The organism is Streptomyces sp. NPDC044571 (genome assembly GCF_040647115.1).
In the GTDB taxonomy this organism is placed as follows: domain Bacteria; phylum Actinomycetota; class Actinomycetes; order Streptomycetales; family Streptomycetaceae; genus Streptomyces.
In genome coordinates this window covers 1-15662 of sequence record NZ_JBEZBN010000059.1, presented here as the reverse complement: position 1 = coordinate 15662, position 15662 = coordinate 1, and the positions used below count along the sequence as shown (strand labels likewise).

Here is a 15662-nt window from a genome sequence, read left to right as displayed (position 1 = left end):
GGCCGTCAGGCCGCCGCGAACGCGCCCAGGTGCGCGCCCGCCCAGGCACGGAAGGAGCCCGCGGGCCTGCCGAGCAGGTCCGCGACCGTACGCTCCACCTTTGCCTTCGCGCCCTCGCGCTGGCGCTCCGCGCTGCTCAGCAGCGCTTCGACCACCGCCTCGGGATGGCGCCCGCGCAGCGCCACCCGCGCCTGCCCGGGGGTCAGTTCCTCCAGCCGCAGCGGACGGCCCAGCAGCTCGGACAGCTGGGCCGTCTGCTGTGCGGCCGTGATCGCCTCCGGCCCGGTCAGCGTGTGCACCCGGCCCGCGTGGCCCTGCTCGGTCAGGGCCCGTACCGCCACCTCCGCGATGTCCCGGGGATCCACACAGGCGTTGGCGGACTGCCCGTACAGCACCCGGACCACCGACTGCGCCCGCACCGAGGCCGCCCAGGACAGCGCATTGGACATGAAGGAGCGCGGGCGCAGCAGCGTCCACTCCAGTCCGGAGGCGAGCAGCAGTTCCTCGTTGTCCCGCTGCCAGCGGGTGATCAGGTCGTCGGCCGCCGGGTCCTCGACGGCCGCGGCGGACAGCTTCACGACATGGCGGACGCCAACCGACCGCGCGGTCTCGATGAGGCGCCGGTCGTCGTCCTGCCCGACGCGGTTTGTCACCAGCAGCACGGAGCGCACACCCCTCATGGCGCACTCCAGTGACCGCGGATCGTCGTAGTCCCCCTGCACGATCTCAGCCGTTCCGGACACGCCGGTGACGCGTGCCGGGTCCCGGGCCAACACCCGAACTGCCGGGTCAGCAGGGAGATTTCGGAGTACTTCGCGCCCGATCGTACCGGTGGATCCGGTCACAAGGATCATGGTCTGGCCTCCGTCACGTGAATATTCCGCCCCCGGTACTCGGGATGGCGCGCAACTCGCTGTAATATACAAACTGGACGGTTTTTTCTGACCTTTATTTGTGAGCACCCTGAGGAGGGAGGAGGCAGCGTGGCCGAGCAAGTACGAGCCATCCGCACACGCCGTACGATCCTGTCGGCGGCCGCCAAGGTCTTCGAGGAGAACGGCTACCAGGCGGCCACCATCTCCGAGATCCTCGGCGCGGCGGGGGTGACCAAGGGAGCCCTGTACTTCCACTTCCGCTCGAAGGAGGACCTGGCCCAGGGCGTCCTCGCCGAACAGGACCAGCAGATCTTCGTTCCGCACCGCGCCTGCAAGGTGCAGGAGGTCGTCGACGTGGTGATGCTGCACGCACACCGCCTCCAGACCGATCCCATGGTGCGCGCCGGCGTACGGCTGACGATGGACCAGCAGGCCGAAGGCCTCGACCGCAGCGGCCCGTTCCTGCGCTGGTCCGAGGTCGGCCTCGAACTCCTCGAAAAGGCGCAGGCCCAGGGCGAGCTGCTGCCTCATGTCGACCCGCGGGAAACGGCCGACGTCATCGTCGGCTCGTTCGCCGGCATCCAGTCCATGTCCCAGGCCGTCTGCGACTACGCCGACCTGGTGGTCAGGGTCTCGGCGCTGATGCGCCACGTGCTGCCCAGCGTCGCGCTACCCTCCGTCCTCGCCTCGCTGGACCTCTCCGAGGCCAGGGGAGCCACCGTGTACGCCGAGGCGCTGGAGGCGGCTCAGCAGGCCGCGGAAGGCGCGGCGGCCTCCGCCTGAGCCGGTGCCGCGGGGCCCGGCGCCGGCCGTGCCCCGCGGGCGAAGTACACCGAGAGGGCCGCGGCCAGGTCCTCGCCGCCCGGCGTCCAGGCGACGTACCCGTCGGGCCGCACCAGCAGCGCGTCGTACGGCACGCCGGCGGCGTGCCGTACGCGCTCCACGCGCAGGACTCCCGCCCAGTCCTGCGCCCCGGCCGCGTAGCGGCTGCCCCGCTCCCCGAAGAGCAGCAGCAGCGGCCGGCCGTCCTGCAGCAACCTGATCACATCGCTCTCGCCGGTGTCCGTCGTCAGCGCCACGTTGTGCAGGAACGTTCCGGCGCCGGAGGAGGGCCGCCCTGCTCCCTCCGGCAGCACGGTGTCCTGGGCGCTGATCATGCCGCTGATCCGCCCCTGGGCCCGGTCCTCCGCCAGCAGTCCCGCGAACACCTCGCGCAGGGCGTCGAGTTCGCTGCCGGGCCGCATCAGGGCGAGCTGGGCGCGCGTGGTGTCGATGACCCGCCGGGCCACCGGCCGCCGCTCCGGATCGTAGGTGGCGAGCAGGTCCGGGCCGGCCGCTCCACGCACGGCGAGCGCCAGCTTCCAGCCCAGGTTGAGGGCGTCCAGCACCCCGGTGCTCAGACCCTGGCCGCCGATCGGGAAGTGCACGTGCGCCGCGTCCCCGGCCAGGAAGACGCGTCCCGCGCGGAAGGTGCGCGCCAGCCGGGCGAAGTCGCTGAACCGGCTGAGCCAGCGCGGCCCTTCCATCGCGACGTCGTGTCCGACGATCCACGCCACCTCCCGGCGCAGTTCGTCCAGCGTGGGCTCCGACCGCCGGTCGCGGTGGACGCGCGCACAGTTGAGCGTCCGCAGGTGCGTCAGGCCCTCCGCGTCCCGCTTGACCGCGATCCAGCCGCGGGGGGTGCGGTGCCAGCCGTCGGCCAGCGCGTCCGGGTCGGGCAGGGTGACGGCGCCCATCAGCGCGGAGACCGTGGCGGGGTGGGTGTCGGAGGCGATGCCGGCCTCCTCGCGGACGGTGCTGCGCGCGCCGTCCGCCCCGACCAGGTACCGCGCGGTGCAGGCGGTGCGCCCTCCCGGCCCCTCGGCGGTGATCCGGACGCCGCCCGGCTCCTGGACCACCGCGGTCACCCGCTGCCCGCGCAGGATCCGCGCCCCCGCCGCCCGCGCCCGCGCCTCGAAGAGCCGTTCCAGCTCCGCCTGGGGGCATTTGAGGATCGGCTCCGGTTCGCTCTCGGGGGCCGTGATCACCAGCCCGGGCAGGCCCGCGAAGTGGAAGGGGCTGCCGGGCCCGGCCGAGGCAGAGGGAGCGTACGAGGCATACGAGGCGGACGAGGCAGGAGCAGCGGACGCCCCGGCCGCGGGCGGCAGATGACCGCGCCGGGCCAGGGACTGCACCGCCCGGGCGTGCAGGGTGGTCGCCTTGGGCCGCTCGGACACCCGGGTCCGCGATTCGAGGACCACCGTGTCGACCCCGTAGGCGGCGAGCTCCGCCGCGACGAGCATGCCGACCGGCCCTCCGCCGGCCACCACCACCTGCGCCTGCAACCGACGTGCCTGCAACCGACGTACCCCGTGCACAGCGGTACCTCCCCCTTGGCCCGTGTAGCCCCGGCCCAGAAATATACCGGCTGGACTGTTTCTTTTCCACGGCCGTGAAGGGGAAAGCCGGGCCCTTGCTCAGGGCCCGGCCGGTTCCCGGAGGGTTCAGGGCAGCAGGCCCCGCATCGCCGAGGACATGGGGCCGCCCTCGGACCGCTCGGTCTTGTGCCCCTTGCTGCGGGGGGCCAGCGTCCGCGCGTCCACGGCCTCCGCGGGCGCTCCCGTCGCGTAGAGCCCGTCCGGGTCGCTGTCGCGGTCGTGCGGCAGGAGCCAGAACACCCGGCGCCGGAACGTGCCCGAGGAGCGGGACGGCTTGGCCTTCGGCCCCAGCAGCGCGTACCCGACCATCCGGCCGTCGCGGTGGTAGGCGGGCCGTCCGCGCCTGGTCGGCAGCCGGTCCAGGCTCTGGCGGACGTAGTCCAGGCGGCTGATGTCCTCTAGCCAGACAAGGTCCACTTCGTGGACGATCTCGTCCTCTGCGATGAGGGCGCTCATGCTGTCTCCTCGTCCGCGAGCAGGCCGATGCCCGGGTAGTACTTGCGCTGGTTGGACAGGATCATGTCCTTCGGCGACGCCAGTCCGACCACCTCGCGGACGCGTGCCGCGAAGGCCCGGGACGACAGCGCCGGGGCCCCCTCATTCTGGCACCAGCTCCTGTAGGCCGCGTAGAGCTGGGCTTGTTCGGCCCGCAGATCGGTTTCGAGCCGGCAGGTCTCGCCGATGAAGCGCCCGGTGTGGTCCTCGGTCTCGGCGTAGGCCGTCGTGGCGATGCGGACCCGCTCGGGGCCCGTGAGGTCCTTGTCGCCGCCGAGGTAGCGGCGGGCCCCCTCGATGAGCCAGTTGAGGATGCCCGGCCCTTCCTGCGTGACGAGGATGTCCGCCAGGTTGTCGATCTTGCGGTCGTCGGAGACGACCCGCTCGAACGGGATCAGCCGCATGCGCCGCCAGAACGCGAAGCCGCCGGTCCCCACCTCCGGCCGGTGGTTGCCCAGCAGCCACAGCTTGTGCGTCGGTTCGAAACTGAAGAAGTCCTGCCGCATCCGGCGGGCCTTGATGCGGTCGCCTCCGGTGAGGAGCTTGACTCGGGCCTCGTCGAAGCGGTCGCCCGGCTTGACCTCGCTGCACACGATCACGCGCCGGCCGTGCAGTTCGGCGAGGTCGGTGGGGTGCCCCTCGTACGGCCGTGACATCAGGAAGCCGGGGGGCGCCGCGTCCGCGTAGTCCCCGAGCAGCTTCATCAGGACGTCCAGCAGCACGGACTTGCCGTTCTTTCCGGAGCCGAACAGGAACGGCATGACCTGGGCTCCGACATCGCCGGTGACGGAGTAGCCGAGGAGCAGCTGCAGGAAGTCGATCATCTGCGAGCCCTCCGCTCCCTCACCGAAGGTGTCGGTCAGGAAGCGGTTCCAGCGCGGGGTGGGCATCGGCAGGGGTGCGGCCGAGGTCGAGCGGGAGTGGAAGTCCTTCGTGGGCTCGGCGGTGCGGATCCGGCCCGTGCGCAGGTCGACGACGCCCGCGGGCGTGCACAGCGCGTACGGGTCGGCGTCCAGCAGCGCCGCGTTGAGCACCATCCCCGGGGCGGATCTGGCCTGCGTGAGCATCGCGTTCATACCGCTGGTGCTGAGGGTGCGGCGGCGGTGTTGCTGGAGCGCCGCCGCGGGGTGGACCCCGCGGGGGTCGGTGGTGGCGATGGACTCCGCGAGGTCGCCTGCGGACCACAGCACGGTGTCGTCCTCGTCGATCTGCCAGCGGGTCCCGTCCCACCGGAACCAGCCGATCCCCGGGACGTGCCGGTAGTCCTGGCGGTAGAGCTTGACGAACAGTTTGGCGTTGCCGCGGTCGGTGAGGGTGTCGGGCAGCAGTCCCTGCGCCGTCGCCTCGCCGTCCCCGCCCGTCACGGCGGAGGCGGCGGCAGCGACCGTGTCGACGGCGGGAGGACCCGCCTGCACGGCAGGACTCCCGACGGCTGCGCCGGAGCCGGGGCCCGCCCGGGGCGCCGGGACGGGCTGCGCGAGGATCTGCGCGGCGACGGCCTGGACGTCGAAGGCGGACAGCGCACTCTCGTTGTCCACGCTCACGCGCGGCCCCCGAGCGACAGCGGACGCGCCCGGCCGGCGCCCAACCCGCCCCGGATGATGGCCCGGCAGCGGCGCTCCTGCCCGGGGCGTGCCTGCGCGGCGGCCTCCTGCAGGGCCCGTGCGGCCTCCTCCTCGGTGAGGTGTCCCGCGGCGACCAGTCCGCCGAGGGTGTACGCGGCGCGGTTCAACTTCTCCGAGAAGGCGGCCCCTTCGGGTACGGAGGCACAGGCGGTGACCTCCGCGAGGGCACCCGCCAGGATCCGGCCCGGGGCGCCCCCTCCCCCGCCCGCGGCGATGACGGCCTGCCGGGCGCGCGGCGGTACGGGCCGGGGCCCGCCCGCGGGCTCACAGGCCAGGTGCCCGGTGCGTTCCAGTTCCCGGGCGAGCCAGCCTGGCAGCGGGGCGGGCATCCGCGCCTCCCCCACGGGCCGGTAGACGCCCGCGGGGGTCACCGTGCCGGGCGCCACGATGTACCCCCCGTGGGCCCGTACGTCGACCTGCCAGGCGAGGGCGCGGCCCGCGCCCGATCCGGCGGAGCACTGCCACCGGTGGGCCCCGTCGCCCCGGTACCAGACGTGCAGGCCCCCCGAGGGCGTGCACACGCGCAGGGTGGACTCGTCGTCGGCGGGGCTCTGTGCGCCGCGCAGGGCGGCCAGGACGCCCAGGGTGTGGAAGCCGTTCGCCAGCCCCGTCAGATCGACTGCGGCGGAGATCCCCACCCCGGGCAGTAACCGGTCCCGGCCGGGCAACTCCTGCGCGTGCGCGTCGATGTCGATGACGACCAGGCCCGCGGGCCCGGAGGCCACGCCGACTCCGAGGTCGGGGTGCTGCCCCCACCACCGCTCGATCCGCGGGAGGTCCAGCGTGGCGGCGTGGAAGCCGTGGCACCAGCGGCCCGCCCGGAGGCAGTCGCAGGCTCCCCGGTCGTGTCCGGGTGCCCGGCAGGCGGCGCAGTTGCCCACGGGCGTCTTGCGGCCCGGGGCCAGGGGGTGAACCGGCCATCCCTGGCGCGCACACCACCGGGCCGTCGTCAGGGAGAGCGGGGCGACCGGCGCGGCTCTTCCGAGGTGCCCTGGGTCGCTGCGCGAAACCCGCAGCTCAGCTGCCATTCACTTCCCCCATCAGCGACTGAAGCGACTCAACGCCCGACAACAGATTAGCGAAACCCCTGGGAGACGAGAGGCATTTGAGCCAGAACACATGTACGGCCCCCCGGCCGTCCGGAGCGACCCAGCGACTGAAGGGGCAGCGACTCAAGCTCCTTCAGTCGCTGCCCGAACCGCTCACAGAACACCAGGTCACAGCCCTGCACAAGAGGAAACAGCGACTGAAGCGACTCAAGGTCCCTATATATGACGTACACGCGCACACGCGCACGCGCACGTGCGAATGTCTCCATATACCCGGACCTTGAGTCGCTTCAGTCGCTGTTCGGTCCAACCATGGCCTCTGACCTGCGCGTTCGGCTCTGCCCTCGCAGCGACTGAAAGAGCCTTCAGTCGCTTTTCTTCAGTCGCTGCGCCCCGAAACCCCGCTCTGCGGGCCCTCCACCCCGCCTGGACCGCGCCTTGAGACGGAAGCGAGCAGCTACCGAACCCGTCCGCCTGCGGGCTCCTCCCGCCGCCCCCCGCGGGACACGGCGACCCCGGCCAGGCAGACCGCCCCGCCCAGCAGGCTCAGCGCCGCGGGGACCTCGTCGAGGGCGATCCCGGCGATCAGCACCACCGTGGCCGGCACCGCGTAGGTGGTCGCGCCCATCTTCCCGGCGGTGGTCCGCGCCAGTGCGTATGCCCAGGTGCTGAAGGCGAGAGCGGTCGGGAAGAGGCCCAGACAGACCATGTTGAGGGTGGCGGGGAGCGGGGCCCCGGCCAGCTGGTGCAGGAGCTGCCCCGCGAACGGAAGGGTGACCGCCGTGCCGACGAAGCAGCCGTACGTGGTCACCTGGAGCGGGTACGCGTAGGCCGGCGCCGGTTTCTGCGCGACCGCCCCCCGCCCCGTAGGCGAGCGCGGCGGCTAGGCAGAGCAGGACCCCGCCGAGCGAGGCGGAGCCGCCCGTGGAGGTGGACAGGCCGACCACCACGGCGCCCGCGAAGGAGACGGCCATGCCCGCCAGCAGCCTCGGCGGGAACCCCTCCTTCCGCAGCAGACCCCCGAGCAGGGCGATGACGATCGGGCCGATGTTCACCACCGCCCACCCGGCCCGCCCCTCAGGCGATCCCCTCCCGCCCGGCCGGCCGTTCGGGCTCCCCCGCCAGCAGCAGCTTCTTCTGCGGCTTGCCCATGGCGTTGCGCGGTACCGCCGCCACGAACCGCACCTCGCGCGGCCGTTTGTGCACGGACAGGTGCGCGGCCACGAACTCGGTGAGCTCGGCGCCTGTGACGCCCTCCGCGACGACGAAGGCGACGATCCGCTGCCCGAGGTCCGCGTCCGGGACCCCGACCACGGCCGCCTCGCTCACCTTGGGGTGGTCCAGCAGCGCGTTCTCGATCTCGCCCGCGCCGATCCGGTAGCCGCCCGACTTGATCATGTCGATGGAGGCCCGGCCCACGATCCGGTGGACCCCGTCCGCCTCGTCCACGGCCGCGATGTCGCCCGTACGGAACCATCCGTCCTCGGTGTACGCCGCCGCCGTGGCCTCGGGGCGGCCCAGGTACCCGGCGAACAGGGTCGGCCCGGTCAGCTGGAGTTCCCCGATCTCGGCGCCCGGCTCGGCGGCGATCCGCGTCCGGATGCCCGGCAGCGGGGTGCCGACCGTACCGGGGCGGACCTCGCCCCCGGCGCGCCCGCTGACGGTGATCAGCGTCTCCGTCATCCCGTAGCGCTCCACGGGCCGCAGCCCGGTCAGCCGCTCCAGCTCCCGGAAGACGGGTGCGGGCAGCGCGGCGCTGCCGGAGACCAGCAGGCGGGCCCCGGACAGCGCGGCGGCCTCCTGCGGCGCACCGGCGATCCGGGACCACACGGTGGGCACCCCGAAGTACAGGCTGCCGCCGGCACCGGCGTAGGCCTGCGGCGTCGGCCGCCCGGTGTGCACGAGCCGGCTGCCGGTCCGCAGCGCCCCGAGCACGCCGAGCACCAGCCCGTGCACGTGGAACAGCGGCAGCCCGTGCACGAGGGTGTCCTCGGCGCTCCACTGCCAGGCCCCGGCGAGGGCGTCCAGGTCGGCGGCGATCGCCGCGGCCGTCAGCACCACGCCCTTGGGGGCGCCCGTCGTCCCGGAGGTGTACAGCACCAGCGCCGGATCCCCGGGCGCGGCGGCGGGCCCCTTCCAGTCGGAGCGCCGGGCGAAGTCCACGCCGACGGGCACGGCCCCGGAGTCCCGCAGGATGTGCTCGCGTTCGGCGGCCCCCGCGTCCGGCGGCAGCGGCACGAAGGGCACCCCGGCCAGCAACCCGCCGACCACGGCGGCGACGGTCTCCAGCGAAGCCGTCGCCGTCACCGCGAAGGCCGGCGCCCCGGCCACGTCCGCGGCCACCGCCCGGGCCGCACCGAGCAGTTCCTCGTACGAGGCGGTGCGCCCCGCCACGGCGACCGCGTCCCGCCGGTCCCCGTACATCCCGTCCAGAGCGGTCAGCACGCGAAGCCTCCTGTGTCCCGTCCCCGGCGCCGCCACCGGCGTCTCGGAAGCCCAGGCTACGGCTCCCCCGGATCCGGCGGCGGCCCGGGCCCGCGGCCTGGTCAGGTCGGACACGGCACCTGACCAGGCCGGATGCCGCTCGGGTCAGATGACGCCCTGCGCCAGCATCGCGTCGGCGACCCGCTCGAAGCCGGCGATGTTCGCCCCGGTGACGTAGTCGCCCGGGGCCCCGTACCGCTCGGCGGTCTCGTGGGCGACGGCGTGGATCGACTGCATGATGCCGGCCAGTTCGGCCTCGACCCGCTCCGCACTCCACGCCACCCGGCCGGCGTTCTGGCTCATCTCCAGGGCGCTGACCGCGACACCGCCCGCGTTGGCGGCCTTGCCGGGTCCGAACGCCACCCCGGCCTCCTGCAGGATCCGTACCGCCTCGGGGGTGGTGGGCATGTTGGCGCCCTCGGAGACCGCCTTGACGCCGTTCCCGACGAGCGTACGGGCGTCCTGCGCGTCCAGTTCGTTCTGCGTGGCGGAGGGGAAGGCGACGTCGGCGGGGACCTCCCAGACCCGCCCGCCGGGCACGTAGCGCGCCGACGACCCGCGCCGCTCCGCGTACTCGCTGACCCGGCCCCGCTCGACCTCCTTGATCTGCCGCAGCAGCGCCAGGTCGATCCCCTTGTCGTCGACGACGTAGCCCTGCGAGTCGGAACACGTCAGCGGGTTCGCGCCGAGCTGCTGGAGCTTCTCGATGGTGTACAGCGCCACGTTGCCCGAACCGGAGACCACCGCGCTCAGGCCGTCCAGGGAGGCGCCCTTGACCTTCAGCATCTCGGCGGCGAACAGCACGCTGCCGTAGCCGGTGGCCTGCGGACGGATCGCGGAGCCGCCCCATCCCTGGCCCTTGCCGGTCAGCACGCCCGCCTCCCAGCGGTTGGTGATGCGCCGGTACTGGCCGAAGAGGTAGCCGATCTCGCGGCCGCCGACGCCGATGTCGCCGGCCGGGACGTCGGTGTGCTCGCCGATGTGGCGGTGCAGTTCGGTCATGAAGGACTGGCAGAAGCGCATGACCTCGGCGTCGGACCTGCCGTGCGGGTCGAAGTCGCTGCCGCCCTTGCCGCCGCCGATACCGAGACCGGTGAGGGCGTTCTTGAAGATCTGCTCGAACCCGAGGAACTTCACCACGCCGATGTCCACCGACGGGTGGAAGCGCAGACCGCCCTTGTACGGGCCGAGCGCGCTGTTGAACTCGACGCGGTAGCCGCGGTTGACGTGGACCCGGCCGCGGTCGTCCTGCCAGGGGACGCGGAAGAGGATCTGCCGCTCGGGCTCGGTCAGCCGCTCCACGAGGGCCACGGCCGGATCGGCGTACTCGGGCCGGGCGGCGAAGACGGGGGCCAGGGTTTCGAGCACCTCCCGGACCGCCTGGTGGAACTCGGGCTGCGCGGGATTGCGGCGCTCGATGTCGGCCTGCAGTGCTTCCAGCGTGTCCTTCGGGTCCTTCACGTGTGTTCCTCCAGGGGAGTGCGGTGCACGGACGACGGCAGGTGCATGCTTACCGCGGGTCAGCGAGTTCCGGTCGCTTCCGGACGGAGTACGTCAGGACGAACGGCTTCGAAAAAGTTTTTCCGGATGGCGAGTCCGTGCGGGAGGCTATCGTGCGCGATGCCCCGCGGGCAGGCTCCGGAGGGCAACTCGGCGCAGACGGGAGACGGATGTGGACATCGCCGTGCTTGGGTCACTCATCGCCGCGACGCTCGCAACAGGGCTGATGGCGGGTCTGTTCTTCGCCTTCGACGTCGCGGTGATGCCGGCGCTGGAGCGCTCACCGGACCCGACGTTCATCGCGGTCATGCAGCGCATCAACGTGGTCATCGTGAACGGCTGGTTCCTGCTGGGCTTCCTCGGCGCGCCGGTGTGCACGGGCCTCGCACTGGCCCTCCACCTCGCCTCCGGCGGGGGCGCCGCGACGGCTCCCCTGACCGGCGCGCTCGCCGCCCACCTCCTCGCCCTCGGCGTCACCGGCGGGGTCAACATCCCCCTGAACAACGCCCTGGACCGGGCCGGACCGGTCGAGCAGATCGCCGATCCGACCGCCGTCCGCCACGGCTTCGAGCCCCGGTGGGTGCCTGCGAACCGCCTCCGGACCCTGCTGTGCACGCTCGCCCTCGGCTGCCTGGCCTGGGCCCTCGTCCAGCACTAGGACCGCTCGTCCGGACCGCGACGGGGGGCGGGGCCGCGCGGGGCCAGGCGGGCCGGAGGCGGGCGGGGCCGCTCGGTAGGGTGCGGCCATGAGCACCTCCGCCCTTCGCCTGGAACCGGTCACCAAGGCCAACGTGGACGCCGTGTGCGCCGTACGAGTCCGCCCGGACCAGGAGCACCTCGTCTCGCCGGTCGTCAAGTCCCTCGCCGAGGCCTACGTCCACGGCCCCACCACCTGGCCGCGCGCCATCGTCGACGGCGACGAGGTCGTCGGCTTCGTCATGGCCTTCCTCGACATCGCCTGGGCCCCGGAGCAGGACCCGACCGACATCCGGTCCGGCATCTGGCGCCTGAACATCTCCGCCGCCCACCAGGCCAAGGGCTACGGCCGTTTCGCGGTCCAGGCCGTCACCGCCGAGCTGCGCCGCCGCGGCGCGGACCGCGCGTACGTCACCTGGGAGCCCGGCCCCGGCACCCCCGAGCCGTTCTACCTCGGCCTGGGCTTCCGCCTCACCGGCGAGTTCAGCGGCGGCCAGCGGGTCGGCGTACGGGACCTGCTGCCCGCCGGGTGACCGCCGGCCGCTCCCGGGCAGGAGGCGCGGGGCGGGACGGCGTCCGGGGCTCAGGGGCTCCCAAGCCCCGGGGCATTAACGGCGTTAACGCCCCGACCGTTGACGCCCTGACCGTTGACGGTGAGGGCGTCAACACCGTCACCGCTCCGGGCGGTGGTGGACGCGGCGACCCTCAACGCCGTTAACGGCGTTAACGGCGTTAACGCCGGCGGCACCCCGCCCACGACGCCGCGCCCGGCGGGCTGTTCCCCTGGGCGTGTTCCTCAGGGCGGCCGCCCCTCCGCGCCGGCCGGAACGGCTCTTACTCGCCCCGCCGCACCTCGGTGTTCTGGCAGGCCGTCAACAGCCACCGGCCCCCGGGACCGCCGTCGCCGTCACCGTTCCGCGTCATCACGTACAGCGGAGCCCCCTCCCCCTCGACCGTTCCGGCCGCGCCCCGGTACACCTGCCGGACCTTCACCGCGGCCACGTCCGGGCGCAGGAACTGCGTGTGCACCACCTCGTACGCCACCTCGCCGTCCCAGTTCGCCGCGGGCAGCACCGCCCGCGTGAACTCGGCGATCGCATCGAAGCCGATGAGCACCTTCCCGTGCCCCGTCGTCCACAGCGCGTCCGGGTGGAACAGCGCGAGGAACCCCTCCGCGTCCTTGGCCCGCTGCGTGCGCTCCACCTCGGCGACGACCTGCTCGATGGCCTTCACGGCCTGCTCTCGTGCGTCCATGGATCACAGCCTGCTGCCTCAAGTGGGGTTGAGGTCAATCGATGTGATCACATGTCGGTATGACCACCAGGAAGACCTTGTACCTGCTCTGCTCCGCCGCCCCGCCCGTCTTCGACGTGGCCCACGTCATCGAGGACGCCCAGTCCCGTGGTTGGGACGTCTGCCTCGGCCTCACCCCCACCGCCGCGCACTGGGTCGCCGGCAGCCTCGACGGCCTGGCCGCCCTGACCGGCCACCCGGTGCGCTGGCAGTACAAGCTCCCGGGCGAGCCCGACGTCTGGCCGGCCGCCGACGCCCTGCTCTTCGCCCCGGCCACCTTCAACTCCCTGAACGCCTGGGCCCTCGGCCTGACCGACCGCTTCGCCGTCGGCGTCGCCGCCGAGGCCCTCGGCAAGGGCACCCCCGCCGTGACGATGCCCTGCCTGAACGCCGCCCTCGCGGCCCACCCGCAGTTCGACCAGTCCCTGGCCGCCCTGCGCGGCGCCGGCGTCACCGTGCTCCACGGTGAGCACGGTTTCACCCCCGGCCCGGCCGGCCCCGACGCCCCCGCCCACTACCCGTGGCCGGCCGCCCTGGACGCCCTGGACGCCGCCGCGGCCGCCGCAGCGGCACCCGCCGACCTCCGCTGACGCGGGGCCGCGACGGGGTGCCGGGTTCAGGTGACAGGGCTACTCCCCCGTCACCCCGTCGATCGCCTCCCGGATCAGATCCGCATGCCCGTTGTGCCGGGCGTACTCCTCGATCATGTGGGCCAGCACGTAGCGCAGGGAGTACGTCTCGTCGCCGTAGTGCCCCGTCACGTCCAGGGACGGGGCGGCCTCCACGATCGCCCGCGACCGCGCGCACGTCTCCTCCCAGAGCCCGAACGCGTGCGCCGGGTCCGCGTCCTCGACGTCGAACTCGGTCCACTCCCCGGCCTCGTTCTTCGGGTAGTAGCCCCGTACGTCCTCGCCGTTCAGGACATTGCGGAACCAGCCCCGCTCCACCTCCGCCAAGTGCCGCACCAGCCCCAACAGACTCAGCCCCGACGGCGAGACCGCCCTGCGCCGCAGTTGCTCGTCCGTCAGCCCAGCGCACTTCATCCTCAGGGTGTCGCGCTGCCACTGGAGCACGCTGGTCAGGGTGGCGCGCTCGTCGCCCACGTGTACGGGTTCCCGCCTGGTGTACCGCTCATCGCTCATCCAGTGATCATCACGGCCGTACGCGGGCTCCCGCACCGGCGTTCCAGCCCTCGGACGGGCTCCGACACTCGGCGATCTCCCCATACGCGTACCCGAACGCCTCCCACAGCACGAAGACGGCGCGCTCCAGCGGGGTCAGGCTCTCCAGCGGCACCAGCATCCCCCGCCCACCCGGCGCTCACCGCTGTCCGCCAGCGGACAGTGCAGCCCCCGGAAACGTCGCACGGCCGCGGAAGAACTCCCGAACATCACCGACCAGCAGCTCCGGCACCTCCATGGCGGGGAAGTGCCCGCCCCGGTCGTACGAGGTCCAGCGCACGATGGTGTCGGTGCGCGCGGCGATGTGCCGCAGCGGAACGAAGTTGTCGCGGGGGAAGTCGGCGAGGGCGGTCGGAGTCCGCGACACCTCGGGCGGCTGCCCGTGGTAGTCGGCGTGCGCGCGCTCGTAGTAGATCCGGGCCGCCGATCCGGCGGTCCCGGTCAGCCAGTACAGCATCACGTTGGTCAGCAGCTGGTCCCTGTCGACGGGGCAGCGCGGATCGCTCCACTCGCCGAACTTCTCCCCGATCCACGCGAGCAGCCCGACGGGCGAGTCGTTCAACCCGTAAGCCAGCGTCTGCGGCCGGGTCGACTGGATGTCGGCGTAGCCCTGCCGCTCCCGCACCCACACCCGGTACCGCTCCCAGGAGGCCAGCGTCCGCTCCCGCTCGGCGGGGCTCAGCGCGGCCAACTCCTCGGGCCGCGGCTCCTCGGTGGCCCCGGCCCCCGGCAGCAGGTTCAGGTGCACCCCGACCACCCGGTCGGGCCGGATGCGCCCGAGTTCCCGGGACACGGCGGCCCCCCAGTCCCCGCCCTGGACCCCGTACGCGCCGTACCCGAGCCGCTCCATCAGCACACCGAACGCCCGCGCCACCCGCTTGAACTCCCAGCCGGTCTCCCGGGTGGGGCCGGACAGGGCGAAGCCGGGGATGTGCGGCAGCACCAGATGGAACGCGTCGGCGGGATCACCGCCGTGGGCCCGCGGATCGGTCAGCGGGCCGGCGACCTTCTGGAACTCCACGAAGGAGCCGGGCCAGCCATGCGTCATGAGCAGCGGCCTCGCATCCGGCTCCGGCGAGCGCAGGTGGGCGAAGTGCACCCGCGCCCCGTCGATGACGGTGGTGAACTGCGGCCACTCGTTCAGCCGCGCCTCGGCCGCCCGCCAGTCGTACCCGTCCCGCCAGTACCGCACGAGCTCTTGGACCTCCCCGAGCGGCATCCCGTAGCTGCGCCCCACCCCCGGCAACTCATCGGGCCACCGCACCCGCTCAAGCCTCCACCGAAGCTCGTCGAGCTCCCCCTCTTCCACGTCAACCCGAAACGGCTCTGCCCACTGCCCAAGATCACCCATGGGTGGTCATGCTAGGCGGCGCCGTTAACGGCGTTAACGCCGTTAACGGGGACAGCGGGGACAGCGGGCAGCGCTCCGCGGGGAGGGTGGACGTTAACGGCGTTAACGCCGTTAAGGGGGGACCCCGGCTGCTGGTAACCGTTAACGCCGTTAACGGCGTTAACGCCCGGACGGCTGGCCGCAGGAGACCGGCGTACCGCCCGCCGGATGCTGCTGCACGCGGAGCTCCTCGGCATGGCCGCGGTCCAGTTCAGTCACGGTGTTGCCGTTAACGCCGTTAACGGCGTTAACGCCGTTAACGGCCCTACGCGAAAGCTCTCCCGCCACCGGTCCCACCCGCGCCCACTCCCCGGCAGCAACCACCCACCCAGCGAGAGCAATGACCGCGCGCACGGTAACCCAGCCCTCATCGTCCCCGGGGTGAAGGACGGCTTGATGGCCGTAGGCACATCCGTGGTCGCCAGGTGCGGCCGAGCGCGCCGCGCTCGCACTCGCCGAGGCGGTCACCGACGCGGCGGACCGCGCGACCGCAGGCCGGCACCCCTGGCTCTAAACGATCATTAACGCCGTTAACGCCAAGGTGGCTGACCGGATCCCCGCACCCGGCATCAGGGGAGGTCCGGGGGCGTCCCGTCAGTCCACTGTCCTTCCGTGTCGGTCCGGGCCGTCAAGGGCGCTCCTTCGTCGCGTCGCTTC

The 15662-nt window shown here is 72.9% G+C and carries 14 protein-coding genes and 2 pseudogenes; 4 read left to right on the top strand and 12 right to left on the bottom strand.

Annotated features, from left to right (window positions below; translation table 11 throughout):
• Positions 1–5: 5 nt before the first annotated feature.
• Positions 6–854: an NAD(P)H-binding protein gene (locus AB0B01_RS25800; protein WP_361723595.1), complete on the bottom strand. Its 849-nt coding sequence runs from the start codon at positions 852–854 to the stop codon at positions 6–8.
• A gap of 129 nt (positions 855–983) precedes the next feature.
• Between AB0B01_RS25800 and AB0B01_RS25795 the strand changes: the two genes are divergently transcribed.
• On the top strand, positions 984–1658 hold the full coding sequence (locus tag AB0B01_RS25795) for a ScbR family autoregulator-binding transcription factor (protein WP_361723592.1): 675 nt from the start codon (positions 984–986) through the stop codon (positions 1656–1658).
• Here AB0B01_RS25795 and AB0B01_RS25790 read toward each other — a convergent pair.
• The 7 genes and pseudogenes from AB0B01_RS25790 to gdhA form a co-directional block, all read right to left on the bottom strand.
• The gene (locus tag AB0B01_RS25790) at positions 1622–3199 is read right to left on the bottom strand and encodes an FAD-dependent monooxygenase (RefSeq protein ID WP_361723589.1); all 1578 of its coding nucleotides are present in this window, start codon (positions 3197–3199) and stop codon (positions 1622–1624) included. The genes AB0B01_RS25795 and AB0B01_RS25790 overlap by 37 nt on opposite strands.
• A 159-nt stretch (positions 3200–3358) precedes the next feature.
• Positions 3359–3748 carry a DUF6009 family protein gene (locus AB0B01_RS25785; RefSeq protein WP_356852971.1) on the bottom strand — a complete coding sequence of 130 codons (390 nt, stop codon included), beginning with the start codon at positions 3746–3748 and terminating at the stop codon, positions 3359–3361.
• Positions 3745–5151, bottom strand: coding sequence for a phage/plasmid primase, P4 family (locus AB0B01_RS25780; protein WP_361723642.1), 1407 nt, complete (start codon positions 5149–5151; stop codon positions 3745–3747). The genes AB0B01_RS25785 and AB0B01_RS25780 overlap by 4 nt, the downstream gene beginning before the upstream one ends.
• A 176-nt stretch (positions 5152–5327) precedes the next feature.
• Positions 5328–6440, bottom strand: a complete 1113-nt coding sequence (locus AB0B01_RS25775) for a bifunctional DNA primase/polymerase (protein WP_361723586.1) — start codon at positions 6438–6440, stop codon at positions 5328–5330.
• Positions 6441–6918: 478 nt separating this feature from the next.
• Positions 6919–7531, bottom strand: a pseudogene (locus AB0B01_RS25770) (DMT family transporter); the annotation flags it as partial.
• Between the two features lie 7 nt (positions 7532–7538).
• A complete protein-coding gene (locus tag AB0B01_RS25765; RefSeq protein ID WP_361723584.1) occupies positions 7539–8906 on the bottom strand; it encodes an AMP-binding protein in 1368 nt (455 codons plus the stop codon).
• A gap of 144 nt (positions 8907–9050) precedes the next feature.
• A complete protein-coding gene (gene gdhA, locus AB0B01_RS25760) occupies positions 9051–10406 on the bottom strand; it encodes an NADP-specific glutamate dehydrogenase (RefSeq protein WP_361723581.1) in 1356 nt (451 codons plus the stop codon).
• Between the two features lie 211 nt (positions 10407–10617).
• On the opposite strand from gdhA, the gene AB0B01_RS25755 reads away from it, so the two are divergent.
• Complete coding sequence (locus tag AB0B01_RS25755) at positions 10618–11103, top strand: anthrone oxygenase family protein (protein WP_361723578.1); 486 nt, start codon at positions 10618–10620, stop codon at positions 11101–11103.
• A gap of 88 nt (positions 11104–11191) precedes the next feature.
• Positions 11192–11674 carry a GNAT family N-acetyltransferase gene (locus AB0B01_RS25750; RefSeq protein WP_361723575.1) on the top strand — a complete coding sequence of 161 codons (483 nt, stop codon included), beginning with the start codon at positions 11192–11194 and terminating at the stop codon, positions 11672–11674.
• 301 nt (positions 11675–11975) lie between these two features.
• Here AB0B01_RS25750 and AB0B01_RS25745 read toward each other — a convergent pair whose 3' ends face one another.
• Positions 11976–12395, bottom strand: coding sequence for an SgcJ/EcaC family oxidoreductase (locus tag AB0B01_RS25745; RefSeq protein ID WP_361723572.1), 420 nt, complete (start codon positions 12393–12395; stop codon positions 11976–11978).
• A gap of 59 nt (positions 12396–12454) precedes the next feature.
• Between AB0B01_RS25745 and AB0B01_RS25740 the strand changes: the two genes are divergently transcribed.
• Positions 12455–13024, top strand: coding sequence for a flavoprotein (locus tag AB0B01_RS25740; protein WP_361723569.1), 570 nt, complete (start codon positions 12455–12457; stop codon positions 13022–13024).
• 39 nt (positions 13025–13063) lie between these two features.
• Here the strand turns inward: AB0B01_RS25740 and AB0B01_RS25735 are convergent, their stop codons facing one another.
• The 3 genes and pseudogenes from AB0B01_RS25735 to AB0B01_RS25725 all read right to left on the bottom strand — a co-directional run bounded on the left by AB0B01_RS25735 (position 13064) and on the right by AB0B01_RS25725 (position 14966).
• Complete coding sequence (locus tag AB0B01_RS25735; protein WP_361723566.1) at positions 13064–13576, bottom strand: DinB family protein; 513 nt, start codon at positions 13574–13576, stop codon at positions 13064–13066.
• Between the two features lie 70 nt (positions 13577–13646).
• Positions 13647–13736: pseudogene (locus AB0B01_RS25730) on the bottom strand (RNA polymerase subunit sigma-24); the annotation flags it as partial.
• Between the two features lie 18 nt (positions 13737–13754).
• Positions 13755–14966 carry an epoxide hydrolase family protein gene (locus AB0B01_RS25725; protein WP_361723563.1) on the bottom strand — a complete coding sequence of 404 codons (1212 nt, stop codon included), beginning with the start codon at positions 14964–14966 and terminating at the stop codon, positions 13755–13757.
• Positions 14967–15662 lie beyond the last annotated feature (696 nt).

Bases quoted from the DNA above. Each gene is read 5' to 3' on its own strand.
- AB0B01_RS25800 (WP_361723595.1), bottom strand. From the start codon at position 854: ATGATCCTTGTGACCGGATCCACCGGTACGATCGGGCGCGAAGTACTC.
- AB0B01_RS25785 (WP_356852971.1), bottom strand. From the start codon at position 3,748: ATGAGCGCCCTCATCGCAGAGGACGAGATCGTCCACGAAGTGGACCTT.
- AB0B01_RS25775 (WP_361723586.1), bottom strand. From the start codon at position 6,440: ATGGCAGCTGAGCTGCGGGTTTCGCGCAGCGACCCAGGGCACCTCGGA.
- AB0B01_RS25750 (WP_361723575.1), top strand. From the start codon at position 11,192: ATGAGCACCTCCGCCCTTCGCCTGGAACCGGTCACCAAGGCCAACGTG.
- AB0B01_RS25745 (WP_361723572.1), bottom strand. From the start codon at position 12,395: ATGGACGCACGAGAGCAGGCCGTGAAGGCCATCGAGCAGGTCGTCGCC.
- AB0B01_RS25740 (WP_361723569.1), top strand. From the start codon at position 12,455: ATGACCACCAGGAAGACCTTGTACCTGCTCTGCTCCGCCGCCCCGCCC.
- AB0B01_RS25735 (WP_361723566.1), bottom strand. From the start codon at position 13,576: ATGAGCGATGAGCGGTACACCAGGCGGGAACCCGTACACGTGGGCGAC.
- AB0B01_RS25725 (WP_361723563.1), bottom strand. From the start codon at position 14,966: ATGGGTGATCTTGGGCAGTGGGCAGAGCCGTTTCGGGTTGACGTGGAA.